At 68.3% G+C, this 22,429-nt stretch carries 22 protein-coding genes; 10 read left to right on the top strand and 12 right to left on the bottom strand.

Going from position 1 to position 22,429, the window contains the following annotated elements; translation table 11 throughout:
• Positions 1 to 42 precede the first annotated feature (42 nt).
• Complete coding sequence (locus QM841_RS21500; RefSeq protein WP_283333507.1) at positions 43 to 1,227, bottom strand: sensor histidine kinase; 1,185 nt, start codon at positions 1,225 to 1,227, stop codon at positions 43 to 45.
• Position 1,228: 1 nt separating this feature from the next.
• Entirely contained in the window at positions 1,229 to 1,855 is a 627-nt protein-coding gene (locus QM841_RS21495; RefSeq protein WP_025432069.1) for a response regulator, read from the bottom strand.
• A 289-nt stretch (positions 1,856 to 2,144) separates the two neighbouring features.
• Here QM841_RS21495 and QM841_RS21490 point away from each other — a divergent pair, with 289 nt between their 5' ends.
• A complete protein-coding gene (locus QM841_RS21490) occupies positions 2,145 to 2,621 on the top strand; it encodes a hypothetical protein (RefSeq protein ID WP_280780859.1) in 477 nt (158 codons plus the stop codon).
• A 47-nt stretch (positions 2,622 to 2,668) separates the two neighbouring features.
• Positions 2,669 to 2,815: a hypothetical protein gene (locus tag QM841_RS21485; RefSeq protein WP_009478761.1), complete on the top strand. Its 147-nt coding sequence runs from the start codon at positions 2,669 to 2,671 to the stop codon at positions 2,813 to 2,815.
• Positions 2,816 to 2,901: 86 nt separating this feature from the next.
• Here QM841_RS21485 and QM841_RS21480 read toward each other — a convergent pair whose 3' ends face one another.
• The 4 genes from QM841_RS21480 to dnaK are packed head-to-tail and all read right to left on the bottom strand — an operon-like array spanning position 2,902 to position 7,007.
• Complete coding sequence (locus tag QM841_RS21480; protein ID WP_011597686.1) at positions 2,902 to 3,309, bottom strand: heat shock protein transcriptional repressor HspR; 408 nt, start codon at positions 3,307 to 3,309, stop codon at positions 2,902 to 2,904.
• On the bottom strand, positions 3,309 to 4,493 hold the full coding sequence (gene dnaJ / locus QM841_RS21475; protein ID WP_005238348.1) for a molecular chaperone DnaJ: 1,185 nt from the start codon (positions 4,491 to 4,493) through the stop codon (positions 3,309 to 3,311). Before dnaJ ends, QM841_RS21480 begins: the two co-directional genes overlap by 1 nt.
• 22 nt (positions 4,494 to 4,515) lie before the next feature.
• Complete coding sequence (gene grpE, locus QM841_RS21470; RefSeq protein WP_009478759.1) at positions 4,516 to 5,166, bottom strand: nucleotide exchange factor GrpE; 651 nt, start codon at positions 5,164 to 5,166, stop codon at positions 4,516 to 4,518.
• The gene (dnaK, locus tag QM841_RS21465) at positions 5,163 to 7,007 is read right to left on the bottom strand and encodes a molecular chaperone DnaK (RefSeq protein WP_009478758.1); all 1,845 of its coding nucleotides are present in this window, start codon (positions 7,005 to 7,007) and stop codon (positions 5,163 to 5,165) included. The genes grpE and dnaK overlap by 4 nt, the downstream gene beginning before the upstream one ends.
• A gap of 296 nt (positions 7,008 to 7,303) precedes the next feature.
• On the opposite strand from dnaK, the gene QM841_RS21460 reads away from it, so the two are divergent.
• Positions 7,304 to 7,870: a hypothetical protein gene (locus QM841_RS21460; RefSeq protein WP_283333506.1), complete on the top strand. Its 567-nt coding sequence runs from the start codon at positions 7,304 to 7,306 to the stop codon at positions 7,868 to 7,870.
• A gap of 6 nt (positions 7,871 to 7,876) precedes the next feature.
• On the opposite strand, the gene QM841_RS21455 is transcribed toward QM841_RS21460, so the two are convergent.
• Both QM841_RS21455 and QM841_RS21450 read right to left on the bottom strand, forming a co-directional pair.
• On the bottom strand, positions 7,877 to 8,137 hold the full coding sequence (locus QM841_RS21455; protein WP_005238337.1) for a hypothetical protein: 261 nt from the start codon (positions 8,135 to 8,137) through the stop codon (positions 7,877 to 7,879).
• Between the two features lie 70 nt (positions 8,138 to 8,207).
• Positions 8,208 to 8,528: a hypothetical protein gene (locus tag QM841_RS21450; protein ID WP_283333505.1), complete on the bottom strand. Its 321-nt coding sequence runs from the start codon at positions 8,526 to 8,528 to the stop codon at positions 8,208 to 8,210.
• Between the two features lie 132 nt (positions 8,529 to 8,660).
• Here QM841_RS21450 and QM841_RS21445 point away from each other — a divergent pair, with 132 nt between their 5' ends.
• Positions 8,661 to 9,203 carry a DinB family protein gene (locus tag QM841_RS21445; RefSeq protein ID WP_283333504.1) on the top strand — a complete coding sequence of 181 codons (543 nt, stop codon included), beginning with the start codon at positions 8,661 to 8,663 and terminating at the stop codon, positions 9,201 to 9,203.
• A 193-nt stretch (positions 9,204 to 9,396) separates the two neighbouring features.
• On the opposite strand, the gene QM841_RS21440 is transcribed toward QM841_RS21445, so the two are convergent.
• Genes QM841_RS21440 through QM841_RS21425 form a run of 4 tightly spaced genes read right to left on the bottom strand, consistent with a single transcriptional unit; the run spans position 9,397 to position 14,822 of the window.
• Complete coding sequence (locus tag QM841_RS21440; protein WP_283333503.1) at positions 9,397 to 11,616, bottom strand: alpha-galactosidase; 2,220 nt, start codon at positions 11,614 to 11,616, stop codon at positions 9,397 to 9,399.
• A complete protein-coding gene (locus QM841_RS21435; RefSeq protein WP_283333502.1) occupies positions 11,613 to 12,548 on the bottom strand; it encodes a carbohydrate ABC transporter permease in 936 nt (311 codons plus the stop codon). The genes QM841_RS21440 and QM841_RS21435 overlap by 4 nt, the downstream gene beginning before the upstream one ends.
• Entirely contained in the window at positions 12,548 to 13,471 is a 924-nt protein-coding gene (locus QM841_RS21430; protein WP_283333501.1) for a carbohydrate ABC transporter permease, read from the bottom strand. The genes QM841_RS21435 and QM841_RS21430 overlap by 1 nt, the downstream gene beginning before the upstream one ends.
• Before the next feature lie 55 nt (positions 13,472 to 13,526).
• Positions 13,527 to 14,822 carry an ABC transporter substrate-binding protein gene (locus QM841_RS21425; protein WP_283333500.1) on the bottom strand — a complete coding sequence of 432 codons (1,296 nt, stop codon included), beginning with the start codon at positions 14,820 to 14,822 and terminating at the stop codon, positions 13,527 to 13,529.
• 231 nt (positions 14,823 to 15,053) lie between these two features.
• Between QM841_RS21425 and QM841_RS21420 the strand changes: the two genes are divergently transcribed.
• From QM841_RS21420 to galE, 6 genes are read left to right on the top strand one after another with little or no spacing between them, the layout of a single operon-like run.
• The gene (locus tag QM841_RS21420; RefSeq protein ID WP_283333499.1) at positions 15,054 to 17,132 is read left to right on the top strand and encodes a beta-galactosidase; all 2,079 of its coding nucleotides are present in this window, start codon (positions 15,054 to 15,056) and stop codon (positions 17,130 to 17,132) included.
• Positions 17,129 to 17,935, top strand: coding sequence for a DeoR/GlpR family DNA-binding transcription regulator (locus tag QM841_RS21415; RefSeq protein ID WP_283333498.1), 807 nt, complete (start codon positions 17,129 to 17,131; stop codon positions 17,933 to 17,935). The genes QM841_RS21420 and QM841_RS21415 overlap by 4 nt, the downstream gene beginning before the upstream one ends.
• The gene (gene galT, locus QM841_RS21410) at positions 17,922 to 19,088 is read left to right on the top strand and encodes a galactose-1-phosphate uridylyltransferase (protein WP_283333497.1); all 1,167 of its coding nucleotides are present in this window, start codon (positions 17,922 to 17,924) and stop codon (positions 19,086 to 19,088) included. Before QM841_RS21415 ends, galT begins: the two co-directional genes overlap by 14 nt.
• Entirely contained in the window at positions 19,085 to 20,275 is a 1,191-nt protein-coding gene (galK, locus tag QM841_RS21405; protein ID WP_283333496.1) for a galactokinase, read from the top strand. Before galT ends, galK begins: the two co-directional genes overlap by 4 nt.
• A 28-nt stretch (positions 20,276 to 20,303) precedes the next feature.
• The gene (locus QM841_RS21400) at positions 20,304 to 21,386 is read left to right on the top strand and encodes an ABC transporter ATP-binding protein (protein WP_280780847.1); all 1,083 of its coding nucleotides are present in this window, start codon (positions 20,304 to 20,306) and stop codon (positions 21,384 to 21,386) included.
• Between the two features lie 39 nt (positions 21,387 to 21,425).
• Positions 21,426 to 22,418: a UDP-glucose 4-epimerase GalE gene (gene galE / locus QM841_RS21395; RefSeq protein ID WP_283333495.1), complete on the top strand. Its 993-nt coding sequence runs from the start codon at positions 21,426 to 21,428 to the stop codon at positions 22,416 to 22,418.
• Positions 22,419 to 22,429 lie beyond the last annotated feature (11 nt).

Here is a 22,429-nt window from a genome sequence, read left to right as displayed (position 1 = left end):
CCCCGATTACCCGTCAGCGAACACGTCAACCGCCCAGCGCCGTCAGCGCGAGTCCGGCACCGTCACCACCACGCGGGTGCCCGATCCGGGTGAGGACGTGACGTCGAAGGTGCCGCCGAGGCTTTCGACCCGCACGATGTGCGACGCCAGCCCGATGTGCCCCTGCGCCACCCGTTCCGGGACGACGGCCGGATCGAAACCGGCGCCGTCGTCGGCGACCGTCAGCGTGGTCCGCCCGTCGGCGCGGGTGAGTGCGAATTCGATCGTCGTGGCGCGGGCATGTCTGGTCACGTTGGTGAGCAGTTCCCGCGCCACCCGGTAGAACAGCTCCTGGCAGTCGGGGTGACCGACGTCGTCGAGGCTCACCGACATCTCGAACCCCCGTCGGGCGTAGAGATCCGTGAGCTCGCGCAGCGCCGCGGTGAGGCCCAGCTGCGCGAGGACCTGCGGATGCAGTGTGGTGACCGTGGACCGCAGTTGCGCCGCCGTCTCGCGGAGGGCGGACTCGGCGGCGACGAGCATGTCGTCCGGGTTTCGCTCCAGGGCCTCCTCCACGTCCAGCCGGGCGGCCAGGACATTCTGCAGGGGCCCGTCGTGGAGGTCCTCGGCCAGTTGCCGTCGCTCGCGTTCCTCGGCGCCCATCGATTCGGCGATCAGCTGCCTGCGCACATCCATCAGCGAGATCACCGTCGCAGAGCGCCGGACCAGCACGTACGACAACGCCGTCGTCGCGGCCGCGAGCCACAACAGGAACCCGAAGTAGAGGTACACCTCGTCGGGGAAGCCGACTGCGTCGTCGCGCTTGGAGTAGACGATCCACACCACCTGGTACCCGACGGCGGTGCAGACGCCGACGATCGCCGTCAGACGCGGCCGGTACTGGAACGCCACCGAGATCGGCAACAGGAAGAACACCGGCAGCAGCACCGACGTCGCGCCGCCGGAGACGACGCACAACGCCACTACCGCGGTGACGTCCGCGGCCGTGGACACCCAGCCCGCCCACGGTCCGACGTCCCGCACCAGGACGAAGATCAGCCAGCCGAGAGCGATCGCCGCATACCCGATCAGCAGACCCGCGAAGACGTCGGGTTGCCAGTGCGTCACGCGGATCACCGGCCCGAGCAGCGCCATCAGACCGATCAGCGGTAACCGGAGTATGGCGGTCACCCGGACCGCCTCGGTGCTGTAACGACGAACTACGCGACTCTGGGACGGAAGCGGCACGTCACTCCAGCAAGCCGCGTCGCATCGCCTCGGCCACCGCGGCCGCGCGGTCGCTCACCCCGAGCTTCTCGTAGAGGCGCTGGACATGGGTCTTGACCGTCGACGGCGCCAGATACAGCTCACCGGCGATCGTGGGAATGCTCTGGCCGCGCGCAATGAGCGCCAGCACTTCCTTCTCCCGGCCGCTCAGCGCCGGCCCGACCGGTTCACTGCGACGACGCACCTCGCCGGCCAGTCCGACGGCGAGGGAGGCGGGAAGGACGTCGCGGCCCTGTGCACAGTCCAGGACGGCTTTCACGATCTCCGCCCGAGTCGATTCCTTGGGCAGAAACCCCGCTGCCCCCTCCTGCAGCGCGTGGTAGACGATCGCGGACTCGTCGTGCGCCGACAGCAGCAGCACCCGCGTGGCGAGTTCGGCTCGTCGGACGGCCGCCGCCACCTGGGAACCGTCCAGCTCCGGCATCCGATAGTCGAGCAGTGCGACGTCGGGGGCGAGTTCGCGGATCAGGGCGAGCGCCGCCGCACCGTCGTCCGCCTCGCCGACCACCTCGATGTCGCCACTCGCGAGGAGCGCACGGACGACACCGTCCCGAAAGATCGGGTGGTCGTCGCCCACCACCACACGCACGGCGCTCACGGCGCGGTCCGAGGCGAAGCGACTCCGGCGAAGTCCATTGCTCACTTTCTCACGAGAGCAGGCCCGCGCGGAGCACTTCGCGACCCCGCTGTCCCCCGATCGGTGGACAGCGGATTCATCCCGCCCTCCGTCCTGTCGGTGGACAGACGACGGCGCGCCTTCGCGACATAGTTGATGCACACCGGAAAACGGGGAGATCGGAAACCGAAACCCCCACGGCCCCAGACGTTCCCCCCGAAGCGTCAGACCCCCGAAGTTCCAGAACCCAGGAGAAGCCATCATGCGCACCACCGCCCGCCGCCGCGTCGCATTCTTCATCGCACTGCCCGCCACCGCAGTGGCCGTCACCGGATTCGCCATCGCCGCCGCCGGGGTTGCCACCGCGGGCACGATGCCGACGTCGGGACCCACGATCGCGATGACGATCAGCAACGACACCGATCTGCCGATGGTCCTCGCGGGCTCGTCGAACCCCTACGGGCAGTGGATTCAGGCGCCGTCGGACTACCTCGCCCCGCACAGCAGCCAGATCGTGAAGGCATTCTCCACCGACCCGAACGGCGTCGAGGTGGACGCCACGTACTCGCTCCCCGGCGGTGCCCAGGCTGTGTTCCGCGCCGACAACTACAGCAACACGACCGACGTGGACGGAACTCGCGTCGACGCCAACTACGGCCACGCCTACGGCATCAGCAGCTGGATCGACTCGGGCTACCCGAACATGAACGCCGGCTACCACCTGTACGGGCACCCCTGACAGACGATCCCGACCGTCCACCGAACACTCGACGAAAGCCGGAGAACATGATCATGCACGTCACCGAGACCCCCACCCCCACCGTCTCCCGCACGATGTGGACCACCGAGGAGATCAAGGCACGCCTCGAGGAGATGAACATTCCGCGATCACGCACCCGCCGCGGGCCCCGCTGGGGCAACCGCGACCGATAAGCCGGGGGTTGGGGCCCGATGTCGCACTGGTTCACTCCGACAGGACCAGTGCGACATCGGTTCGGTTCACCCGAGAGATCGCCGGGTCAGCGCTGGTGCCGCGGTTTCCACACGACGAGGGCGTTGCTCCGCGGGATCGGAACGAGGTCACGCCGGTACCCGGCATGAATCTTCGCGATCTCCTCGGCCAGCTCGCGAACCCGGTGCTGCAGAGCCTCCACCTGGTTGGTGAGTTCGATGATCCGCTTGATCCCGGCGAGGTTGACGCCCTCGTCCTGCGAGAGGCGTTGCACCTCGCGGAGCAACGCCACATCCCGCGGCGAGTACCGTCGCCCGCCACCGGACGTGCGGTGCGGGGTGACGAGACCGAGCCGGTCGTAGTTGCGCAACGTCTGCGCATGCATGCCGGCGAGTTCCGCGGCCACCGAGATCACGAAGATCTGGGCGTCCGGATCAACGGCGCTCTCGCGTGGATCCTGGGTCGTATCGCTCATCAAGCACCCGCCCACCCGGCCCTCGGATCGAATCCGCTGGCCTTCTCTGCTTCCAGATAGGTCTTCAATGCTTCGGTGGCCGGGTCGTCGAGCTTCTGCGGAACGGCGACCTTGACCGTGACCAGTAGGTCACCGGCGCCACCGGCACGCTTGGGGACGCCTCGGCCGCGCACCCGCAGAACCCGGCCGTCGGCGGTGCCCGCCGGAATCTTCACACCGACACGCCCCTCCAAGGTGGGGACGGAGACGGTGGTTCCGAGCACGAGCTCACCGTAACTGACGGGGACGACGAGGGTGAGGTCGTCGCCGTTGCGGCCGAACACCTTGTCGGGACGCACCCGGACCGTGACGAACAGGTCGCCGGACGGTGCGCCGCGCAGGCCCGCTTCACCCTGGCCTGCCAGCCGGATCTTCTGTCCGTCACTGACACCCGCGGGGACGCGGACGGTGATGGTGCGGGTCCGGTTGGTGACGCCGTTGCCGTGGCACACCTCGCACGGCGAGTCGATGATGGAGCCGGTGCCGCGGCAGTCGTCGCACGGCTCACTGAACCCGAACGCGCCCTGGTTGCGGCTGACGATTCCGGTCCCGTTGCAGCGCGGGCAGACTCGCGGGCTGGTTCCCGGCTTGGCACCGCTGCCGTGGCAGGTGGTGCACGGCGACGGACTGGTCAGCCGCAGCGGAACCGTGACGCCCAGCGTGGCTTCACGGAATTCGAGGGTCGTCTCCGTCTCGACGTCGCTGCCGCGACGGGGACGGTTGGTCGTGCGGGTCGCGCCGCCGCCACCGGCGCCGCGATTGAACAGGCCACCGAAGATGTCGCCGAGGCCGCCGTCACCGGCCGCCGCGCCGCCGCCACCGAACAGGTCGTTGATGTCGAATCCGCCCTGGCCGAAACCGCCGGCTCCGGGGTTGAATCCGCCGCCGCCCTGTCCGAAACCGCCGCTCGCGAACAGTCGCCGGGCCTCGTCGTATTCCTTGCGCTTGGCAGGGTCCGAGAGCACGGCGTGTGCTTCGCTGACGGACTTGAAACGCTCCTCGGCCTTCGTGTCGCCGGGGTTCGCGTCGGGATGAAGGTCGCGGGCGAGCTTGCGGTACGCCTTCTTGATCTCGTCCGCGGATGCGTGGGACGAGACGCCCAGCTCCTTGTAGAAGTCCTTTTCGATCCACTCCCGTTGGCTCACTGGGCGTCTCCTCCTCTCGCTCTTACTCTTGTTCCGACTCGGCGGGCTTCGCCGCCTCGTCGGAGGTGTTCGCGCCGGCATCGCCTGCGCGATCGATCACAGCTACCATCGCATGCCGCAGGACGCGATCACCGAATTTGTAGCCCTTTCGCATCACTGTGCCGAGAACGGGGTCGTGACCCTCGCCCTCGTGCTGCACTGCCTCGTGCAGCGCCGGATCGAATGCGTCGCCCTCGGCGCCGAACTCGCTCAGGCCGAGCGACGTGAGGGTGCCGGTGAGCTTGTCCGCCACACCCTTCAGCGGCCCCGAGTCGAGGTCGCCGTGGCTGCGTGCACGGTCGAGGTCGTCCAGCACCGCGATGAGCTCACCGACGACGGACGCCTTGGCGTTCGCGATGTCGGCCTGCTTGTCGCGCTGGACGCGGCGGCGGTAGTTGGCGTACTCCGCCTGCAGTCGCTGCAGGTCGGCGGTGCGCTCCGCCAACTCGTCCGTCTCCGGAGCTGCCGTCTCCGGCAGGGCCCCCTCGTCCACCGAGCCGGGCTGCGGTGCGGCAGCGGTGCCCGCGAGGGGCTCCACTACCGGCTCCGCGTCCCGTGTCCGACCGGTCTCGGGGTCGATCTTCCGCTTGTCCACGAAAGTGACCGGTTCCTGCTCGGTGTTGTCGGACGTCACTTCTTCTCCGAGTCGGACGGCTCGTCCACGACCTCGGCGTCGACGACGTCGTCGGCACCATTCGCGCCGGAGCCGTCGGTGTTGGCGGCTTCCTCAGCGGCGCTGGCCTCGTAGATCGCCTGGCCGAGGGCCTGCGACTCGGTGGCCAGCTTCTCGACCGCGGTCTTGACGGCCGCGATGTCGGTGCCTGCGAGAGCGTCGTTGGCTTCCTTGATGGCAGCCTCGACCTTCTCCTTGACGTCGGCGGGCACCTTGTCCTCGTTGTCCTTGATGAACTTCTCGGTCTGGTGCACCAGCGACTCGGCCTGGTTGCGCACCTCGGCCTCCTCGCGGCGGGCCTTGTCTTCCTCGGCGTGAGCCTCGGCGTCCTTGACCATCCGCTCGATCTCTTCCTTGGACAGACCGGAGCCGTCCTGGATCTTGATCGTGTTCTCCTTGCCCGTGCCCTTGTCCTTCGCGGTCACGTGCACGATGCCGTTGGCGTCGATGTCGAAGGTGACCTCGATCTGCGGCACGCCACGCGGGGCGGGCGGCAGGTCGGCCAGCTCGAACGAGCCGAGCAGCTTGTTGTGCGAGGCGATTTCGCGCTCACCCTGGAACACCTGGATCTGCACCGAGGGCTGGTTGTCGTCAGCCGTGGTGAAGGTCTCGGAACGCTTGGTCGGGATGGTGGTGTTGCGCTCGATGAGCTTGGTCATCACGCCACCCTTGGTCTCGATGCCGAGGGACAGCGGGGTGACGTCGAGGAGCAGCACGTCCTTGACCTCGCCCTTGAGGACGCCGGCCTGCAGGGCGGCGCCGACGGCGACGACCTCGTCCGGGTTGACGCCCTTGTTGGGCTCACGGCCACCGGTCAGCTCGCGCACCAGATCGGAGACGGCGGGCATACGGGTGGAACCACCGACGAGCACGACGTGGTCGATGTCCTTGACGGCGATACCGCTGTCCTTGATCACGGCCTGGAACGGCGCGCGGGTGCGGTCGAGGAGATCAGACGTGATCTTCTGGAACTCGCTGCGGGACAACTGCTCGTCGAGGAACAGCGGGTTCTTGTCCGCGTCGACGGTGATGTAGGGCAGGTTGATCGACGTGCTCTGCGAGGAGCTCAGTTCGATCTTGGCCTTCTCGGCAGCCTCGCGGAGACGCTGCAGGGCCATCTTGTCCTTGGTCAGATCGATGCCGTTCTGAGCCTTGAACTTGTCGACGAGCCACGTGACGATGCGCTCGTCCCAGTCGTCACCACCGAGGTGGTTGTCGCCGGACGTGGCGCGAACCTCGACGACGCCGTCGCCGATTTCGAGCAGCGAGACGTCGAAGGTGCCGCCACCGAGGTCGAAGACCAGGATGGTCTGTTCCTTGTCACCCTTGTCCAGGCCGTAGGCCAGTGCGGCCGCGGTGGGCTCGTTGACGATGCGCAGGACGTTGAGACCGGCGATCTGGCCGGCTTCCTTCGTGGCCTGACGCTGGGCGTCCTCGAAGTACGCGGGGACGGTGATCACGGCGTCCGTGATGTCCTCACCCAGGTACGCCTCGGCGTCGCGCTTCAGCTTCATGAGCGTGCGCGCGCTGATCTCCTGGGGCGTGTACTTCTTGCCGTCGATCTCCACGTTCCAGTCGGTGCCGATGTGGCGCTTGACGGAGCGGATGGTGCGGTCGACGTTGGTGACGGCCTGGTTCTTGGCGGGCTGGCCGACCAGCACCTCACCGTTCTTGGCGAAGGCGACGATCGACGGGGTGGTGCGTGAACCTTCGGCGTTGGCGACCACTACGGGCTCGCCGCCTTCCAGCACAGACACGACCGAGTTCGTTGTACCGAGGTCGATACCGACGGCACGAGCCATAGTGTTCCTCACTTTCGTTTTGCAGTCCTGTGGGCAGGTTTTTCATTACTGAACTGCGATGTTGGCGCTTAGTGAGCGCCCTCCGCTCAAGTTTGCACTCCGACACCGTCGGGAGTCAATTCGAACTTGAGTCTTGCACGCTCATGTTGTCGTAAGGCTCAACGGAGGGGTGCGGAGATTTGTTCCCGGATGCCCACATCTTTTTCGGCGCCGTGTTTCGAGGCCTTGCTTCGGGGCCGCCGACGCGGACCCGCGCGTCGGCACGCCACGGTACGGCAGGTCGATAGGATCGCAGCGTGACGACACCCGAACAGCCGCCACGTCGGCCCGAACCGCCGCGACCCGTACCGCCGCGTCCGGAGTTCGCGGTCACCCCGCTGCGCGCCACCCCCACCGATACCACCCCGAAGGCCGTCGCGGTGTCGCTGTCCGCCTGGGTGGGATCGTTCGTCGTTCTCGCCGGAATCGCCGGCGCCATCGCGCTCGACCTCGGCGCGGTCCGCGACGCCCTCGAGGCGTCGGTCGCCGCCGACAATCCCGGCGATTCCGCGACGGACATCACCGACACGGTGAACCTGACGCTGATCGGCAGCGGCGCCATCGCCGTCGTCCTGATCCTCCTCGGACTGCTGGGCATACAACTCCTGCGCGCCCGGAAACCGGCGGGCCAGATCACCCTCGCGGTCGTCGGCGTCCTCAGCGTCGCCGGCGGAGTGGGCCTGTGGACCCTGCTGTCCGACGCCGGTGACGCGACCGCCGGTGTGCTGCAGTGGGCGCCGCTCGCCTACAGCGCCCTCGTCGCGGTGGGAGTGCTCGCCCTGTTCGCTCCCGGTGTGTCTCCGTGGCTGCGCCGGAACCGCTGACCGGACTCACACCTGGCACGGATCGGTACTGCCGTGGAACTCCGGGTCGGGGTCGTATTCGCGGTTGGACGTACCCGAATACTCGGGATCGGGGTCGTACTCGTCGTTGGTCGTCCCCGTGAAGTCGGGGTCCGGGTCGTACTCGTCGTTGGTCGTGCCCTCGTAGGAGGAGTTGCAGGCCGGGTGGGCGGCAGCGGTCTGGGTCACGGACGCGGCGCCGAACACGAGAGCCACGGCTGCCAGTGCGGTCATCGTCGTGCGGATCATGATGATTCCTTTCATCGGTGGGCTGATCATCGGTGGGCTGGGCGGACCCAGACGAGAGAACCGAGCGGGGTCACCCGGGTGCGGGCTGGTGGGGCATCGCGGGTTCGCCCGCGCCGATCCGGCTCGACCCGGCGATATCGGTATGGCGCGTCACCGTGGGGGTACCCAAATCGGGGCCCGCAACACCCGGCGCGAGCGGCGGAATCGTCAGGGCTCGCCGGAATTCCATCTGCCCGCCGGTATCGCTCTCGGCGGCGGTCGAGGCGTACGCGAACGTGCCGACTCCCACCGTGACGGCGACGAGGACGGGCGACACCATGCCCCCGAGAACGCGGGGCCATACGCGTCGGTGCGAAGGCCGGGGCACCGGTCCCGGAGAGTCGAAGTTCATACCGAGAATCCTTCGCGGCGCGCGCTTTCCACACATCCAGGAAGGCACCCAACTTGGACCCCGAGAAAAACCCTGAGAAGGCCTTCCTAATGAGGACTGTTTCTGACCTCAATCGCTTCTATTGTTCTTCTCATGACCACTTCGCAGAAGTCCCCGGCCACCGGTGAGCGCGCCGACCTCCTCCAGATCCTGCAGGAGCAGCGAGCCACCCTGTTGATCACCGTCCGCGACATCGACGACGCACAGGCACGGCAACGTTCGACCGTCAGCGACCTGACGCTCGGCGGACTGATCAAGCACGTGTCCCACACGGAAAAGCACTGGGTCGAAACCATTCTCGAGCCGGACGAGAACGCGGAGTTCGACATGGAGTGGGCGATGGAGAAGTACTACATGCGCGACGACGAAACCCTCGAGGGACTGCTCACCGAGTACGCCGAAGTGGCCCGCGCAACGGAGGCCGCCGTGGCCGGCCTCGACGACCTGGACGTGCTCGTCCCACTGCCCACCGCACCCTGGGCACCCGAGCGGCAGTGGTGGACGATCCGCCGCACCCTGCTCCACATCATCCGGGAGACCGGCCACCATTCCGGTCACGCCGACATCATCCGGGAATCCCTCGACGGCGGAAACACCACCATGCAGATGGGCGCCGACGCGGGCATGGAGTTCTGACCCGCACGGCAGAACAGACGAAAACACCTCACCGGGTTCGGGTTCCGGTGAGGTGTTCTCTTCATGCGGCGTTCGAGTGTTGACTTACCTCCCGCGGTTCAACTTTTTCGCCGACTGGTGAAAACCATGGTGCCCCGCTGCGGGGGCACCGGCCACCTACCCCAGGGTGAATCCTGCCCACCTGGTGCCGCGGCTACGCCTCCGCGGTGACGGAGAGCACGACCACGTCGTCGGAGAAGGACGCGGGTGTCTGCAGTCCGGCGACCGCGAGGGCCCGGCCCGTCATCGAGACGCCGGGAACCTCGCTCCCCGCGGACAGCCCGTCGGCTCGACCACCCTGTGGGTGCACGTCGAACCACGCCGGGGGTTTCAGGCCCTCGTCCGGTGCACCGGCGAAGACGGGACGCACCCGATAGCGCCGGTCGGGGTCGAGCCCGGGCAGCGTGAACCTGCCGCGCGGTGACACCTCGGAGCGCCCCACGTACGCGAGGAAGAACAGCGCCTCCGCCCGGTCCTGCGCGACCGCGCCGTAGACGAGCAGGGTCGGGTCGATCTCGTCGGCGCGCACCATCGTTCCCGTGTGCAGGAGTTCCCGGTGTCGCTTGTACACGTCGATCCATACCGCGAGCTGAACGTTCTCGTCGTCGGTGGCGGTCGCGAGATCCCACTCGATTCCGAGGTGACCGTAGAGCGCCGTCCCCGCCCGGAAGGACAGGCGGTGGTACCGGCCGGTCGTGTGGGAGATGCCGGACGCGATGTGCGAGCCCAGCAGCTCGGGGGGAAGCAGCTGCATCGTCCACCGGTTCATCTGCTGGCGCTCGAGCGGATCGATGCAGTCCGAAACCCAGACGCGGTCGGTGCGCTCGAGGATTCCGAGGTCCACCCGCGCTCCGCCCGACGAGCAGGATTCGATCTCCAGTCCGGGGAAGCGGCGCTTCAGTTCGTCCATCAGCCGGTAGGTCGCGAGGGTCTGGTCATGGACGCCGGCGCGGCCGTGCGGTGCGGTGCCCGCGTCGATCAGGTCGCGGTTGTGGTCCCACTTGATGTAGGCGATGTCGTACTCGCCGAGGATCGCGGACATGCGCTCCAGGATGTGGTCGTACGCCTCGGGGATCCCCAGATTGAGCACCTGCTGGTTCCGGGACGGCACGGGCGTGCGCCCGCCGGTCGCCATGACCCACTCCGGATGCGCCCGCGCGAGGTCGGAATCGAGGTTGATCATCTCCGGTTCGAACCACAGGCCGAACTCCATGCCGAGGGAACGCACGTGATCGACGAGCGGATGCAGACCGTTCGGCCACACCGTCTCGTCGACGTGCCAGTCCCCCAGGCCCGCCAGATCGTTGCGCCGGTACCTGAACCAGCCGTCGTCGAGCACATAGCGTTCGACGCCGAGCTTCGCCGCGCGATCCGCCAGGTCCGTCAACCGGGCCAGGTCGTGGTCGAAATAGACCGCCTCCCACACGTTGATCGTCACCGGGCGCACGCGCCGCGGGTGCGTGGGCCGCGACCGGAGATAGTCGTGGAAGCGATGTGCCTGGGCGTCGAGGCCGTCGCCGTAGGCGCCGTAGACCCAGGGCGTTGCGTAACTCTCGCCGTCCGCGAGCCGTACCTCGCCCGGCAGGAGCAGTTCCCCGCCGCCGACCACCTGGAAACCGGTGAAGAGACGTTCGGCGTAGTGGCGGTGGTTGCCGCTGAACGCGACGTGGGTGCCCCACACTTCGCCGCGGCCGAACCCGAATCCGGGTACGCCGACGGAGAGCACCGTCGCGGCGTCCGGGCCGGTGCGTCCCTTCCGTCCTTCGCGTTCGTGGATGCCGACGGTGAGTTCACGGCGCTGCGGGGTCCGTTCCTTCCCCCACCGGCCCGCGAAGTCGAGGATCTCGCGGGCCTGCGGCGGGACCGGGAAGGCGAGCTGGAGGTCGTCGAGAACGTAGAAGGAGTCGCCCGCGTTCGTGACCTCGGCGCGCGCCCGGAGCAGGCCGCTCGGTAGCAGCTCGATGTCGAGGACCAGACCGAGATCGGCGACCGTGTCGTGCGCGGCGACCCGCACCGCGCCGGCACCGACCGCGACGAGTCCCGACCGGTGCTCGGCTGCGTCGACCGTGAGCGCGGTGGTCGTGAACAGCGGCGACCAGTCGGCGCCGTCCCGGTGCCCCGCGATCCCGGGCTTACCCACCCACCCGGTGTGGTGTTCGGGGAGTATCGACAGCCGCACCGGGAGGTCGACCACGTTGCCCGCCGGGGGCTCGATGTTCGCCTGCGCCAGGGCTTCGACGTCGGCGAGGGTGAGGTCGCCGAGCGCCGCGCCCCAGTGCACGATCGCCGGCAACCGGCCCCCGGTGAGATCGAGAACGACGGACACGCCGCCGGCGGTGAGGTGGACGTATGCGTGCGGTGGAGTCGCAGTCACTTGTTGGCTCCCATCGTCAGTCCGGAAACGAAATGCCGCTGCAGCGCGACGAATACGAGCACCGTAGGCAGTGCGACGAGCACCGATCCGGCGGCGAGCAGGTTGGTGTCGGTGAAGAAGCTGCCCTGCAGATTCTGCAGTGCGGTGGTGACCGGCAGCTTGTCGCCGCTGACCATCAGCGCCAGTGCCCAGAAGAAGTCGTTGTAAATCCAGGTGATCATGAGCGTCGCGAGCGCGGCCAGCGCCGGACGGCACAGCGGGAGCACCACCTGCCAGTACTGACGGAACAGCCCGGCGCCGTCCACCGTCGCCGCCTCGAGCAGTTCCGGCGGGACCGTCTTCATGTAGTTGCTGAGCACGAACACGCAGAACCCGGTCTGGAACGCGACGTGCACCAGGATCAGTCCCCAGTAGCTGTCGTAGAGCGAGCCCGACGAACTCATCCAGTACGGCAGCGGAATCGCGTTGTACAGACGGAACAACGGGGTCAGCAGTGTCTGCTGCGGCAGCAGATTGCCCGCGATGAACACCGCCAGCATGATCACGTTGAACTTCCACGGGAACCGGGCGAGCACGAACGCCGCCATTGACCCGATGAACAGGATCAGCAGCACCGCCGGGATGGTGATGAGCATCGAGTTGAGGAAGTAGTGCGGGATACCGCCGACTTCCCACGACTCGGTGTAATTGCTGAGCGTGAATCCGCCGACCGACAGATAGCCGTGGCTGAGGACGTAGTCGTAGTCGCGGAACGAGTTGTAGAGCGCCCACAGCAGCGGGAAGATCCACAGCAATGCCAGGGCGGTGAGAAGGAGGTAGATCGCGGCGTGCGCGGTACTCAGCCGGCGCCGGTTGGCCACCGCAGCCTTGTTGCGGGGCCAGGTCCGGTCGACGGGCGCACTGTGGTCGGCGAGGGGTGTCGTCATAGTCATCAGTCGTCGCTCCGCATCACGATCCAGAGATAGAGGGCAATGAATACCAGCGAGATCACGAGCATGATCGTCGCCAGGGCAGACCCGAATCCGACCCGGCCCGCTTCGCCCACGACGTTGGCGGTGACGAGGGCGGAGATGAGTTCGAGTCCGTTGCGGCCCTTGTTGATCACCCACACGAGGTCGAAGGCGCGCAGGGCCTCGATGACGGTGATGACGATGATCAGCAGGTTGGTGGGCTTCATCAGGGGGAACACGATCCGGAAGAACGTGCGGATCGGACCCGCACCGTCCATGAGGGCCGCTTCGCGCACCGACGGGTCGATGGCCTTGAGACCGGCCAAGTACAGCAACATGATGTAGCCGGTGTGCCGCCAGCTGGCGGCGACCATGACGGCCCAGATGTTGACGTCGGGGTTGCCTAGCCAGTCGACGTCCGTGCCGAGGATGGTGTTGAGCACGCCGCCGTCGGTGGCGTAGATCAGCTGCCACACGAACCCAACCAGTGCCATCGACAACACCACGGGGATGTAGAAGATGCTCTGGTACAGCCGGCTCCCCTTCAGACCCCGGTCGAGGAGGACCGCGAGGAAGATGCCGAGGATCGTCGGGAAGACGAACAGGAACGCCAGCCAGAGGACGTTGTTGTGGAGGGCCTGCTGGAACGGGGGGTACGCCTGGACGGCGTCGACGTAGTTCTGCGGGCCGATCCACTCGATGGTGGACGTGCCGCCGATGCCGTCCCAGCGTGCGAACGACAGGATCACCGTGAACACGGTGGGAATCCACACCATCCCGATCACGATCGCGGCGGGCAGCCCGAGCATGACGGCGATGGTCCACCGGTCACCCCGGCTGCGCCGGATCTTCGGTGCCCGAACCCTGGGTTCGGTTCCGGCCTGGGGAGGAACTGTGCTGGTCATGAATTCACCTGACCTGTCGGGACCGTGATGGTGGTCGTTGTCTTCTCGTGTGCTCTCATTGCCCGAACACCGCCGCCTTCTGACGCTCGATGCTGCGGACCAGGCCGTCGACGTCGTTCGGGTTGCCCAGGAACTGCTGCATCGCCGGGATCATGACGACGGACGCGAAGTCGGGGCGGGTGTCCCGGTCGAGGAACTGGGTGATGGACCCCGCACCCTGGACGAGGGCGGCCGACTTCTGCACGAGCGGAGAGAAACTCGACAGATCGGCGTCGCGGTGCGCGGGTATCGCCTGGGGGTCCTGCTTCGCATACGCGACTGCGGCGTCGGCGCTGGTGAGGAAGGAGAGGAACTGCTGCGCGCCACCGAGGTTCCGCGGGTCCTTGCGCATCATGAATCCGTCCATCGGCGCCTCGACCGCCGAAGCGCCGACGGCGGAGTCGAGTTCGGGGAACGCGAAGAAGTCCAGATCCTCGCGGTCGGGCCCTGCGGGGAAGCTCTGCGCGACGAACATGCCGGCCACCAGCATGCCGACTTCCTTGTTCAGGAGTGCCTGCTGCGCCTCGGACATCTTGCGGCCCAGCGGTTGCGACTGGTGGAACGGGAGGATCTCGCGCCAGGTGTCGAACACCGACCGGACGCGGTTGTCGGTCCAGCTCACCTCGCCCGCGAGCAGGGAGCGGTGGAAGTCGACGCCGTTGAGGCGCAGGTCGAGATAGTCGAACGTGCCGAACGGGGGCCAGCCGTCGCGGACGCCGAACCCGACCGGGGTGAGTCCGTCGGCCTGCATGCGCTTGGACAGGGCCACCCATTCGTCGAACGTCTTCGGCGGCGCGTAGCCCCGCTGCTGCCAGAGGCTGGGGCGGTAGAACACCGCCCACGGGTAGTAGAAGAACGGGATCAGATACTGCTGGCCGTCGGTTCCGGTGGACGCCTCACGGAAACTGTCACTGAAGCCGCTGCCGTGCGCTTGCCACACCGAGCTGACGTCGTCGACGAGACCCTTGTCGGCGAAGTACTTCATGCGGTACCCCGACATCCAGGTGAAGACGTCATCCGGGGTGCCCTGCAAGTAGTTGTTGACGTTCTCCTGGAACGAGGTGGAGTCGACGGAGTTGATCCGCACGGCGGCGCCGGTCTGCTGCTGGAACATCCCGACGACGTCCTGGACGCCGAGTTTGGCGTTCTTGTCCGACAGCCGCGATCCGAGGGTGATCACGTGGGGGTCGACACCGCTCGTGCACCCGGACAGCAGGCCCGCGGTCGACAGGGCGCCCGCGGCGCCGAGCGCGGCCTTGAGAAAGGTGCGCCGGGAGGGTTGCCACGGGTGCGGCAGCTCGTTTCGGTTCATGGTGCCCTTTTCGGTTGAGTACCGGGTGGGGGCGGAGTCGCTCACCACCTGATCGAAATCGAACAACTTCGATCACATTTCGGTGCTGTCGCCTCACGCCCTTACGTGATGCAGGTTACAAAATCACGCCGCACTGCGCGTTGTCAACCAGTCGCATGCGCGTTCACCTGCACAAGTGCAGAAATGTTCATTAGTGTTGACTTTTGAACAGCGATCCGACAGATTGTGAGCATGCACACAGCGAGCGATTCCGGCGGGCGGCACCTGCGGTGGCCGACCCGGGGCATTTCCTTCGGCGGTGACTACAACCCCGAGCAGTGGCCGGAAGAGATCTGGCAGCGCGACGTCGAACTCATGCGCGAGGCGTGTGTCGACTTCGCGACCGTCGGCGTCTTCTCCTGGGCGCGGCTCCAGCCCACCCCCGACACGTGGGACTTCGGCTGGCTCGATCGCGTCCTCGACCTCCTGCACGACGGCGGCGTCCGCGTCGACCTGGCCACCGCGACCGCGTCCCCACCGCCCTGGCTCACGGCCGCGCATCCCGAGGTCCGGCCCGTGGACGAGCGTGGCTACCGGTACGAGATCGGCAGCAGGCAGACATGGAGCCCGAGTTCCCCGATCTACCGCGACCACTCCCTCGTCCTCGTCGAGAAGATGGCGACCCGATACGGCGGCCACCCCGCACTCGCGCTCTGGCATGTGTCGAACGAACTCGGCTGCCACAACTCACGCTGCTACTCCCCCGACAGTGCGCGGGCGTTCCGGCGGTGGCTGCAGCGTCGCTACGGCGACCTGACCGAACTCAACCGGGCGTGGGGCACGACGTTCTGGAGCCAGCACTACAGCGACTGGAACGAAGTGGTGCCGCCCGCCGCGAGCACGACGTTCGGCAATCCCACGCATCTGCTGGACTGGCGCCGGTTCTGCTCGGACGCCCTCCTCGACCAGTACCTCGCCGAGCGGGAGGTGTTGCGGCGCATCACCCCCGACATCCCGGTCACCACCAACTTCATGGTGGGCATGGGCTCACCGCAGTCGCTCGCCGGCGACATGAACTACACGCAGTGGGCGCCCGAACAGGACCTGGTGTCCACCGACCACTACCTGGTGGGGCCCGCGACGGGCGACGGCGCCGCCCACCACCGGCTGTCGTTCTCGGCCGACCTGACCCGCGGCATCGCCGGCTCACGGCCGTGGTTGCTGATGGAACATTCGACGAGCGCCGTCAACTGGCAGCCGGTCAACCGGGCGAAGGCACCCGGGGAGATGCTGCGCAACTCCCTCGCCCACGTCGCCCGCGGAGCGGACGGCATCGCCTTCTTCCAGTTCCGCGCGTCCGACGCGGGTGCGGAGAAATTCCATTCGGCCCTGGTTCCGCACGCGGGCACCGACTCCGCGCGATGGCGGGAAGTCGTCCAGCTCGGCGCCGTGCTGCGCCGCCTCGAACCGGTGGCAGGCAGTCGCGTCGAGGCGCCGGTGGGTGTGCTGTTCGACTGGGAGTCGCAGTGGGCGTGCGAGCAGGACGGGCACCCGTCCCGGTTGATGCAGCCCATGGCGATCGCCGAACGCGCCCACCACGCCTTCTCCGGCGTCACGTGTGACGTGATCCCCGCGGACGCCGACCTGAGCCGGTACGCCGTGGTGGTCGTTCCGGCCGTGTACCTGTGCAGCGACGAGGACGCCGCGCGCATCGAGGCCGCGACCCGCGCCGGCGCCCAGGTGCTGGTCACCGCATTCTCCGGGATCGCGGACCGCGACGATCACATCCGGCTCGGCGGCTACCCCGGGGCGTTCCGCGACCTGCTGGGTGTCCGCACCGAGGAGTTCTTCCCGCTCGGCGCCGACGAGACCGTCGCCCTCGACGACGGCACCGCGGCCCGCATCTGGACCGAGTACCTGACGGTGTCCGAGGACGTGGACGTTCTCGCCCGCCACACCGAGGGGCATCTGCAGGGCGTGCCCGCCCTCACCCGCAGGCCGGTCGGCGACGGCGCGGCCTGGTACCTCGCCACCGTCCCCGACACGCAGGGCTGGGCGAGGATCGCCGAGACGATCTGCGCCGCAGCAGGTCTCGATCTCCACGCGGGACAGAACTCCGCCGTCGAGATCGTACGCAGGCGGGGCGAGAACGGGTCGTGGCTGTTCGTCCTCAACCACACGCCCGAGAAGGTGACCGTCGAGGTGTCCGGCACCGACCTCGTCACCGAACGAGTGGTCGACGGACCGCTCACGCTGGCACCCGGCAGCTGTGCTGTGATTCGCGAAGACAGCGCCGACACCGGCGCCCGGACCCGAAAGGCGGACGCATGATGCTCGCTCGTCAGCGCCAGCAGGTGATCCTCGACGAGGTCACCTCCCGCGGTGCGGTGAAGGTCGTCGACCTCGGCGCGACGCTCGGGGTCTCCGACATGACCATCCGGCGCGACATCAACGAACTCGTCGAGCAGGGTCTCGTCGAGCGGGTGCACGGCGGGGTCACGCTGCCGCGGTCGGCAAGTGTGCACGAACCGGGGTTCTCGGCGAAGTCCGAACTCGACCGGGAGGCCAAGCGGGCCATCGCCCGCGCCGCCGCCCGGCTGGTGCGGCCAGGCACGTCGGTGGGCATCTCCGGCGGCACCACCACGCACGCCCTCGCCCGCGAACTCCTCGACGTCCCCGACATCACCGTCGTCACCAATTCGCTGCCCGTCGCCGACGCCTTCCACGAGGGCGGCCGCGACGACCAGACCATCCTCCTCACCGGTGGTCAGCGCACCCCGTCGTTCGCGCTGGTCGGGCCGCTCACGGTCGCCGCCCTGCGCGGGATCCACGTGGACATGCTGTTCCTGGGTACGCACGGCATGGGGATCGACTCCGGACTCACCTGCCCCAATTTGATGGAAGCACAGACCAATCAGGCGCTCGTCGCGTCGTCGCGGCGGGTCGTGGTGCTCGCCGACCACACGAAGTGGGGGGTGACCGCGCTGGCGAACACGATCCCACTGTCCGACGTCGACATCCTCATCACCGACGCCGGGCTCGAGCGCACCGCCCAGGAAGCTCTCGCCGACCACGTCGGCGACCTCGTGGTGACACGGGAGAACCGGGAAGGACCCACCGATGACCGTGCGTGACGAACAGGATGCGCCGGAGACCGGGACGCGGCTCCGGATGCGCAAGACCCGGACGACCCTCGCGGACGGCCGCGAACTGATCTACTTCGACGACTCCGAGCCGTACGTGTCGGGCGGAGCCACCCGCGAGCTGGTGGATTCACGTCCGCTGCCGCCGGCGGTGTCGCAGTCGCAGATGCGGTTCGACGTGCTCACCGGGGAATGGGTGGTCATCGCTGCCCAGCGGATGGACCGCACGTTCCTGCCGCCGCCGGACGCGTCGCCGCTCGCCCCGAGCGTGCCGGGCAAGGCACCTACGGAGATTCCGGCCGACGACTACGACGTGGTGGTGTTCGAGAACCGTTTCCCGTCGCTGGCGACGGCCGCCGCCGAGCAGGACCTTCCGGACTGCGTCGACGGAGAAGCGTTGTGGCCGTTGGCACCGGGAGCGGGCAGGTGCGAGGTCGTGTGCTTCACCAGCAACCCCGATGCCGCCTTCGCCACCCTGAGCGTCGACCGGGTCCGCACCGTCGTCGACGTCTGGGCCGACCGCACCGCCGAACTGTCGGCGCTGCCGGGGGTCCGGCAGGTGTTCTGCTTCGAGAACCGGGGCAAGGAAATCGGCGTCACCCTGACCCATCCGCACGGGCAGATCTACGCCTACCCGTACCTGCCGCCCCGCACGGACGCACTGATCCGGCGCTCCCGCGAGCACTTCGAGAGCACCGGGCGGCTGCTGCTCGCCGACGTCCTCGACGCCGAAACACGATCCGGCAGGCGCGTGGTCCTGGCCGCCGAGCACTGGACCGCGTACGTTCCCGCCGCCTCGCGCTGGCCGCTGGAGGTGCATCTCGCACCGCACCGCGACGTCCGTGACCTCACCGAACTGTCCGAAGACGAGCGGGACGAACTCGCCCACGTCTATCTCGAACTGCTGCGGCGGGTCGACCGGTTCTTCGAGGGTGTCGACGCCGTGCCCTACATCGCCGCGTGGCACCAGGCGCCCGTCGGCGAGGACCGTCCGCTCGGACGCCTGCACCTGCAACTGTTCTCGATGATGCGGTCGCCGGGCCGGATGAAGTACCTGGCGGGATCCGAGTCCGGGATGGGGGCGTGGGTCAACGACACCACCCCCGAGCGCATCGCCGACCGGCTGCGGGAGGTGGCGTCGTGAATGGTGCGCAGTGGGTCACCCCCGTCGACGCCGCCTCGGTCGCCGGCCCCGCGGAGGCGCTGTTCCGCAGCACGTTCGGCGGCGCCGCGGACGGCGTCTGGACGGCACCCGGCCGAGTCAACCTCATCGGTGAGCACGTCGACTACGCCGGCGGACTGGTCCTGCCGTTCGCGCTCCCCTACGTGACGGTCGTCGCCGTCCGTGTGCGGGGCGACGGGATCCTGCACGCCGTGTCCACGCACACCGGCGAGTCCTGGCGCGGTCCGCTCGACGACGTCGCCCCGGGCCACCCGGCCGGCTGGGCCGCGTACGTCGCCGGGGTGGTGTGGGCGCTACACCGGTCCGGACACCTCACGGCGGGAACCGGTTTCGACGTCGCAGTGCATTCGACGGTCCCCGTCGGCTCCGGGCTGTCGAGTTCGGCAGCGCTCGAGTGCGCCTTCGCTCTCGCCGCCGCCGACCTCGCCGGACTGTCCACGGACGACGCCGGCCGCCGCCCGCTGATCACCGCGTCCATCCGCGCGGAGAACGAGATCGCCGGCGCGTCCACCGGCGGCATGGACCAGTCGGTCGCGATGCTCGCCCGCCCCGGCCACGCTCTGCTCCTCGACTGCCGGGACGGCGCCACCCGCCACGTTTCGCTCGACTTCGACTCCGCCGACGCCCGGCTGGTGGTCATCGACACCAACGCGCCGCACCGGCTGGTCGACGGCAAGTACGGCAACCGGCGCGCCGCCATCGAGAAGGCCTGCGTCGACCTCGGCGTCGCCACCCTGCGCGACGTCGCCGACCCCGACGCCGCCGTCGCGGGACTGAGTTCCCCGGCAGCGCAGCGGGTCCGGCACGTGCTCGGCGAGATCCGCCGCGTCCGGGAAGTCGCCGACCTGCTCGACCGCGGCCGGATCGCCGACATCGGCGACGCCCTGAACCGCTCGCACGCCTCGTTGCGCGACGACTACGAGGTCAGCTCCGTCGAGCTCGACTCCGCCGTCGACGCCGCCCTCGAGGCCGGCGCCTGGGGTGCGCGGATGACCGGCGGCGGCTTCGGCGGCTCCGCGATCGCCCTCGTACCCGCCGACCGGGTCGACGCCGTCGTCGAGAACGTCGCCCGACGCGCCGAGACCGCCGGCCTGCCGGTCCCCCAGTTCCTGCACGCCGAGCCGTCGGGCTCGGCACACCGACTCTGAGATCCCCTTCCACGACCAGGAGAACACCATGGCACGAGTCACGTACGACGCAGCCACCAAGATGTACCCCGGTTCCGATGTGCCGGCCGTCGATTCGCTGAACCTCGACATCGAGGACGGCGAATTCCTCGTCCTCGTCGGCCCGTCCGGGTGCGGCAAGTCGACGTCGCTGCGGATGCTGGCCGGTCTCGAGGACGTCGACTACGGTGCCATCCGCATCGGCGAACGCGACGTCACCGCCCTCGCACCGAAGGAACGGGACATCGCGATGGTGTTCCAGAACTACGCGCTGTACCCCCACATGACGGTGGCGAAGAACATGGGCTTCGCCCTCGAGATCGCCGGCATGGACAAGAGTGAGATCGGCCGCCGCGTCGAGGAGGCCGCGAAGATTCTCGATCTCGGCGACTACCTGAACCGCAAGCCGAAGGCCCTCTCCGGTGGGCAGCGTCAGCGTGTCGCGATGGGCCGGGCGATCGTCCGCGACCCGCAGGTGTTCCTCATGGACGAGCCGCTGTCGAACCTCGACGCGAAACTCCGGGTGCAGACCCGCACCCAGATCTCACTGCTGCAGCGCCGGCTGGGCACCACCACCGTGTACGTCACCCACGACCAGGTGGAGGCCATGACCATGGGCGACCGCGTGGCCGTCATGAAAGCGGGCATCCTGCAGCAGTGCGCGAGCCCGAAGACGCTGTACGAGAAGCCGGTCAACAGCTTCGTCGCCGGGTTCATCGGGTCACCGGCCATGAACCTGTTCGAGGTCGACGTCGTGAACGGCGACGCCCGGATCGGTTCACTGTCGACGCCGATCGAGCGGTCGGTGGTGGGCGCCCTGGACACCGGCCGGGTGGTCGTCGGTGTCCGCCCCGAGGCGTGGACCGTGTCCGACCGGGGCACCACGGTGAAGGTCGACGTGGTGGAGGAACTCGGCGCGGACGCCTACATCTACGGACGCATCGTCCGCGACGGCGAACTCGGCGGACACGACATCGTCGCGCGCGTCAGCGACTCCGCATCCCCGGCCAAGGGCGAGGTGATCCGGCTGGCACCGGACCCGGCCCGCCTGCACTACTTCTCCCCGACGACGGGGGCGCGACTCGGCGACTGAGCGAACCGACCCCCCACCGCCGAACCGAAGGAGCAACAAGTGAAACTTCTCGTCACCGGCGGCGCCGGTTACGTCGGCAGCGTCTGCGCCCAGCGGCTGCTCGAGTGCGGCCACACGGTCGTGGTCGTGGACGACCTGTCGACCGGCAACGCCGACGCGGTGCCGGCAGGAGCGGAGTTCGTCGAGGAGGACGTCGCGAGTGCGGCCGAGCGGGTTCTCGGCAGCGGGGACTTCGACGGCGTGTTGCATTTCGCCGCCCGCTCCCTCGTCGGGGAGTCGGTGGTGACGCCGGAGACGTACTGGAACGCCAACGTCGTCAAGACCCTGACCCTGCTGGAGGCCATGCGCTCGTCCGGTACCGGCCGGCTGGTGTTCTCCTCCACCGCAGCGACGTACGGATCACCGGACTCCGTGCCGATCACCGAGGACGCACCGACCCGGCCGACCAACCCGTACGGTGCCACCAAACTGGCGATCGACCACGCGATCACGTCGTACGCGGTCGCGCACGGTCTGGCCGCGTGCAGTCTGCGCTACTTCAACGTCGCCGGCGCGTACGCCGGGCTCGGCGAGAACCGTCTCGTGGAAACACACCTGATCCCGCTGGTGCTGCAGGTCGCCGCCGGGCACCGGGACGAGATCTCGGTGTTCGGCACCGACTGGCCCACCCCGGACGGCACTGCCGTCCGCGACTACATCCACATCCACGACCTGGCGGAGGCGCATATCCTCGCGCTCGAGTCGGCCCGGCCCGCAACGCACCGCGTCTACAACCTCGGCACCGGCACCGGGTTCAGTGTGCGGGAGGTGATCTCGTCCTGCGAACGCGTGACGGGCCGAACCATCGCCACCCGGGACGCCCCGCGGCGCGCCGGTGATCCGGCGGTCCTCGTCGCGTCCGGCGCACGTGTGCAGGCCGAACTGGGCTGGCGGCCGAGACACACGGACCTCGATGCGATCGTGGCCGATGCGTGGGCGTATCTGCAGTCGCTGGGCGCGCGGGAACGCTACCGTGGTGCAGTGCGGTCGTGACGAGGCGTGCG

The sequence above is a fragment of the Rhodococcus sp. IEGM 1307 genome (genome assembly GCF_030056915.1).
Classification (GTDB): Bacteria; Actinomycetota; Actinomycetes; order Mycobacteriales; family Mycobacteriaceae; genus Rhodococcus_F; species Rhodococcus_F opacus_D.
Note: the sequence above shows the minus strand (reverse complement) of the source record. Positions and strands in the feature narration are given on the sequence as shown.

Excerpts from the sequence above, each read along its gene's own strand:
- QM841_RS21490 (WP_280780859.1), top strand. The coding sequence starts at position 2,145 with ATGCGCACCACCGCCCGCCGCCGCGTCGCATTCTTCATCGCACTGCCC.
- QM841_RS21485 (WP_009478761.1), top strand. The coding sequence starts at position 2,669 with ATGATCATGCACGTCACCGAGACCCCCACCCCCACCGTCTCCCGCACG.
- QM841_RS21480 (WP_011597686.1), bottom strand. The coding sequence starts at position 3,309 with ATGAGCGATACGACCCAGGATCCACGCGAGAGCGCCGTTGATCCGGAC.
- dnaK (WP_009478758.1), bottom strand. The coding sequence starts at position 7,007 with ATGGCTCGTGCCGTCGGTATCGACCTCGGTACAACGAACTCGGTCGTG.
- QM841_RS21455 (WP_005238337.1), bottom strand. The coding sequence starts at position 8,137 with ATGATCCGCACGACGATGACCGCACTGGCAGCCGTGGCTCTCGTGTTC.
- QM841_RS21450 (WP_283333505.1), bottom strand. The coding sequence starts at position 8,528 with ATGAACTTCGACTCTCCGGGACCGGTGCCCCGGCCTTCGCACCGACGC.
- QM841_RS21445 (WP_283333504.1), top strand. The coding sequence starts at position 8,661 with ATGACCACTTCGCAGAAGTCCCCGGCCACCGGTGAGCGCGCCGACCTC.
- QM841_RS21435 (WP_283333502.1), bottom strand. The coding sequence starts at position 12,548 with ATGACTATGACGACACCCCTCGCCGACCACAGTGCGCCCGTCGACCGG.
- QM841_RS21430 (WP_283333501.1), bottom strand. The coding sequence starts at position 13,471 with ATGACCAGCACAGTTCCTCCCCAGGCCGGAACCGAACCCAGGGTTCGG.
- QM841_RS21425 (WP_283333500.1), bottom strand. The coding sequence starts at position 14,822 with ATGAACCGAAACGAGCTGCCGCACCCGTGGCAACCCTCCCGGCGCACC.
- QM841_RS21420 (WP_283333499.1), top strand. The coding sequence starts at position 15,054 with ATGCACACAGCGAGCGATTCCGGCGGGCGGCACCTGCGGTGGCCGACC.
- QM841_RS21415 (WP_283333498.1), top strand. The coding sequence starts at position 17,129 with ATGATGCTCGCTCGTCAGCGCCAGCAGGTGATCCTCGACGAGGTCACC.
- galT (WP_283333497.1), top strand. The coding sequence starts at position 17,922 with ATGACCGTGCGTGACGAACAGGATGCGCCGGAGACCGGGACGCGGCTC.
- QM841_RS21400 (WP_280780847.1), top strand. The coding sequence starts at position 20,304 with ATGGCACGAGTCACGTACGACGCAGCCACCAAGATGTACCCCGGTTCC.